At 39.3% G+C, this 3,535-nt stretch carries 1 protein-coding gene; it reads left to right on the forward strand.

Annotated features, from left to right (window positions below; translation table 11 throughout):
- Positions 1-755: 755 nt before the first annotated feature.
- Positions 756-3,535, forward strand: a 2,780-nt coding sequence (locus tag ACFIKD_RS09060; RefSeq protein ID WP_375647842.1) for an autotransporter outer membrane beta-barrel domain-containing protein, incomplete at its 3' end; no start/stop codon positions are given.

The following is a 3,535-nucleotide window of genomic DNA, read 5'->3' on the forward strand; positions in this document are numbered from 1 at the left end:
ACTGTCTCACAATTTCTCCCTTCATGGTGATGTAAGCTATCAACAAAAGCTTCAGAAAACTGGTATAAGTGGTGCAAACTTTTCAGGTGGAATACGCTATCAGTTTTAAGACAAGACTGTAAAATAGCCTATCATTCTATTCAATTTAACAAAAAGCCAGCACAATGTGCTGCCTTTTTTGTATATTAAAGCCGTCTTTTTTACTTTTAAAACACCCTTCCCTCTTTATACTTAGCCCTTTACGAAAATCACCAAGACAAGACACAACAAACGCAACAGAGTACTTCACCCCCAATGGATGAAGAGTACTTCTTACTTTGAGAAAAAGAGAAGTCTATTAGAAATAAGTTAATCCCACTGTGTTGAAAGGTGAAAACAAACTTTAAGACCAAGTAAGTTAGCTTTTTTACAAGCCTCTTCTACACCCTTTTCTGTTCCCTCATAACCCCAATTTGCACCATCTAATAATCTCTACCATCACTCAAAAGATGTCATGGTGCCACTATATCAGTATCTCACAATATTTCTCTGAATAATAATATTCAAAATTATAATGCTTTAAATAAAATCAATTATAAATACATTGTGTATTAGACATAATTCATATCAATGATTTTTTAATTTTGACAAAAAACCAGAAATGTCTTACCAAATAAAGACAATTACCGAATTTAAAAACAATTATCCATTTTCACTTCTTCTTATGAAGTTCGCGGGGAAATGAATATTTGGGGGCTCTCATAAGGAGAATACTGGTGTATAAAACATTCCTTTTATCATGCACGGCTACAGCCGCTATCATCCTGTTCAACATCCAGTTCAGTGCACGTGCTGAAATTCTTGAAGTTTCTGAGGGAAAAACAATACCAGTATCCGATAAAACCTATGAAACTATTCACGCAAAAGACGGTGGAAAAATCATTGGCAAGAATTTAACGATAAACCACCCAGGCCATTACGATGTATACGCTGTAACAGCTGAAGGTGTTAACAGTGTAATTGAATTACAGGATAGTAGAATTATCCCAAAACTTGATTCTGATATTGGCCTAGGTCTTGAAGCCAAAGACGGAGCTACAATCAAAATGATTGGAGGTTCCATTGCAACTGCCTTTGTTGGCGCTTCTTTTAATAACACGAATAGCAGCGAAAACATGCTAAAAGACGTAGAGATATCAGACTTAGATAAAGATGGCCTGCAATTACTCTCAGGAATAGTTACCAAGGGAAGCACGCTCACCTTAAAAAACGTAACTGTTATACATGCATCGCACGCTCTAAAGGCAGATGATCACTCGACAATAACAATCTCTGGAGGATCATTTGATGGAGAACTCGATGGAATATATGCTTCAAATGGCAGCACGATTACTATCGACAACAAGGCTGAGATTACATCGTCTCTTTTTTCTGGGTTATGTGCTGAGGGTATAGAATCTAAGATCACAATGACTGGAGGAACAGTAAGTGGATGGGGTACAGGCACATTGTTTGCCGAAAACGGCGGACAGATTGATGTCACTGGTATTACTATAACATCGACAGATGGCACCGGAGACGGCACACACGCCGATGGCTCTGGCAGCATAATTGAATTACATAATACAACGATTAAAGATGTTTCAACGGGGCTTATGGCATACAAAGAAGCTACAATCAAGATGACTGGAGGTTCTATTACGGCTATTGCAATGGGTGCTCTCTTCGGCGACGAAAACAGCGAAGAAAATAAGCTAGAAAATGTGAAAATATCAAGTGGTAAAGACGATGACCAACAACTCTTAGGGGTAATGACCACCCATAACAACAAACTTACTTTAAAAAATATAACAGTTATTCAAGCCAATATAGGCATAGTTTCCGATTTTAATTCTCAAATAAACGTATCAGGGGGAGAATTTAATGTAAAAACCTCAGGGGCATCTGCTGAGAGTGGCGGCACCATCATCATAAAAGACAATGCTAAAATTAATGCATCTAATGGTATTGGACTCCATGCAAGCGATCCACAATCCCAAATCACAATGACAGATGGAACAGTATTTGGGAAAAAAGCTGCATTATATACAGAAAACGGCGGGCATATTGATGTGACAAATGTTTCTGCAACAGCAAAAATCGGTGGTTTGCAGATCATGTCTCTCTCTTACACGGATCCCGATAATCCACAAAAACGTAAAAGCAGTGAAATCAATTTGGTCAATACAAAACTTCATGTTGAAAATGGTACTGGAATTCTTATTGGAGCTCTCACTGACAACGATATTGAAAATAATGCAAATCTGGCAATCGGTACAGCAAATCTCAAAAATTCAGAAATCCATGCCGATGTTTTACTAGGAAACGGCATTTATTGGAAAGATAAAGAGTTTTGGAACCAGGTAGGTTTAAAATCGATCTCCAACGGTACCTTCACATTAAGCGCAGATCAGTCTACTCTAGAAGGCAGAGCGAATATTGCTAAAGGCAGAAATGTACACTTTGATCTGAAAAACAATACAACATGGACGTTGAAAATCAGCAAAAACGAAAAAGATGATGATGGCAATCTGCTTGATATTGCTCAAAGATCTCGTTCTGATATTTCCACGCTTAGTCTTGATAATAGCTCCATTGTTTTTAGCGAACCAACAGAAGAGCATTACCAAACATTGCATATAGGTTCTGGTAAACCAGACACAAAAGCAGTCTACAATGCAACGGGTGATGCAAAGATTTACTTCAACGCAGAATGGAGTGATGGTGCTGCAATAAATGAGCAAAAAACCGATAGACTTTTGATCAATGGGGATGTCTCTGGAACAACATCAGTTTATGTTACGGGGCGCTTAGAAGATGACAATGTCGAAGCAAACACCTCTGCTGCTGCCAATGTCCGTGGTCTTTCACTCATTCAAGTTTCTGGAAAAGCAGAAGAAAGCTCTTTCAAACTTGTAAATGGCTACACCACAAGAGGTGGTTTACCAGATATGTATACACTACGTGCCTATGGACCAGACTCAAGCCAAGGCAAAGCCAATATTGCGCAGAACCTGTTTGATGAAAAGAATGAAAATTTCTGGGATTTCCGTTTGCAACCAGAACTGCTTGGAAATGGTTCTGGTTCTGGCTCTGGTTCAACTCCTGATCCTGAAATAAATATCCCTACCGTTGCCCCTGTACCACAAACAGCAAGCTATTTGGTCATGCCAAATGCTCTCTTCTACAGTGGATTAACCGATATGGCTAAACAAAACGCGCTTTTAGCCACGATGAGAACATCCGTCTTAGGAAAAGAAGAAGAGAAACAAACAGGTTTCTTCCTCTACACTTACGGAAGCACAGGAACCTTATCTTCTGAACGCGGACCTCTCAAATACGGTTATGGTGCTGATATTCGTTATGCTGCTCTCCAAGCCGGTGTTACATTAGCAGCAATTGAAGGGCAAAATACCACAACACATCTCGGTCTTGTAGGTACCTATGGGCAGCTGTCGTTTACACCAAAGGACATGTCAGATGCCGGTAAGAACACGCTGGATAAATGGTCACTGAC

It is taken from the genome of Bartonella sp. CR84HXZ, assembly GCF_042194535.1.
Taxonomy (GTDB): Bacteria; Pseudomonadota; Alphaproteobacteria; order Rhizobiales; family Rhizobiaceae; genus Bartonella; species Bartonella grahamii.